Annotated in this window: 1 protein-coding gene; it reads right to left on the bottom strand. The window is 66.5% G+C overall.

All coding sequences use genetic code 11. From position 1 onward, the window contains the following. The coding region (gene dnaE / locus ACWDNU_RS45480) for a DNA polymerase III subunit alpha (protein ID WP_449673400.1) at positions 1-1,692 on the bottom strand (1,692 nt) is incomplete at both ends.

The following is a 1,692-nucleotide window of genomic DNA, read 5'->3' as shown; positions in this document are numbered from 1 at the left end:
CTCGTTCACGTCCGGCGGCAACACCTTGATCCCCAGCCGCCGGCACTCCGACAGATAGATCGCCGACTTGTCCTTGTTGTCACCCACCGACGTCAGCAGCGCGGCCATGTACTCCGCGGTGTAGTTCGCCTTGAGGTAGGCGGTCCAGTACGCGATCAGGCCGTACGCGGCGGCGTGCGACTTGTTGAACGCGTACCCGGCGAACGGGAGAATCGTGTCCCACAGCGCCTTGACCGCTTCCGGCGAGAAGCCGCCCTCGACGAGCGGGCTGGACCGCATGCCCTCTTCGAAGCCCTCGTACTCCTTTTCGAGGACTTCCTTCTTCTTCTTGCCCATCGCGCGGCGGAGCGTGTCCGCTCGGCCCATCGTGTAGCCCGCGACCTTCTGGGCGATCTGCATGATCTGCTCTTGGTAGACGATCAGGCCGTAGGTCTCGGACAGGATCTCCCGCAGCGGTTCCTCCAGCTGCGGGTGGATGGGCTTGATCTGCTGCCGGTTGTTCTTGCGGTCGGCGTAGTCGTTGTGCGCGTTCATGCCCATCGGGCCGGGGCGGTACAGCGCGAGCACCGCGATGATGTCCTCGAACCCGGTCGGCAGCATGCGCCGCAGCAGGTCGCGCATCGCGCCGCCGTCGAGCTGGAACACGCCGAGCGTGTCGCCGCGGCCGAGGAGCTTGTACGACTCGGGATCGTCGAAGCCGAGCCGGTCGAGGTCGATCTCCTCGCCCCGGTTGACCTTGATGTTCTCCAGGGCGTCGCCGATGACGGTGAGGTTGCGCAAGCCCAGGAAGTCCATCTTCAGCAGGCCGATAGCCTCGCACGACGGGTAGTCCCAGCCGGTGATGATGGAGCCGTCGTCGCGCTGCCACACCGGGATCGCGTCGGTGAGCGGTTCGCTCGACATGATCACCGCGCAGGCGTGCACGCCCGCGTTGCGGATCAGGCCTTCGAGCCCGCGGGCGGTGTCGAAGATCGTCTTGCACTCTTCGTCGGTCTCGACCAGCGTGCGGACCTCGGCGGCCTCGGCGTAGCGCTCGTGCTTCGAGTCGACGATGCCCGACAGCGGGATGTCCTTCGCCATGATCGGCGGCGGCAGCGCCTTCGAAATCCGGTCCGCGATCGAGTAGCCCGGCTGGCCGTAGTGCACGCGGGCGGAGTCCTTGATCGCCGCCTTGGTCTTAATGGTGCCGAAGGTGATCACCTGGGCGACCCGGTCCGCGCCGTACTTGTCGGTGGCGTACCGGATCATCTCGCCGCGCCGGCGGTCGTCGAAGTCGATGTCGATATCGGGCATCGACATGCGCTCCGGGTTCAGGAACCGCTCGAACAGCAGCTTCTGCGGGATCGGGTCGAGGTTCGTGATGCCCAGCGCGTACGCGACCAGCGCGCCCGCCGCGGAACCACGGCCGGGGCCGACCAGGATGCCGACCTCGCGCGCGTGCTGGATGAGGTCGGCGGTGATGAGGAAGTAGGACGGGAAGCCCTTGCCCTCGATGACGCCGAGTTCGTAGTCGCAGCGCTCCTCGTAGCCGTCCGGGATGCCCTCCGGGAACCGCCACTTGAGACCCTCGGCCACCTGATGGCGCAGCCAGGAAGCATCGGTGTGGCCTTCGGGGACGTCGAAGACCGGCATCCGGTCCTTGTGCGTGTACACGTCCTCGTACGACTCGACCCGCTCGGCGATCAGCAGCGT

The organism is Amycolatopsis sp. NPDC003676 (genome assembly GCF_053587275.1).
Note: the sequence above shows the minus strand (reverse complement) of the source record. Positions and strands in the feature narration are given on the sequence as shown.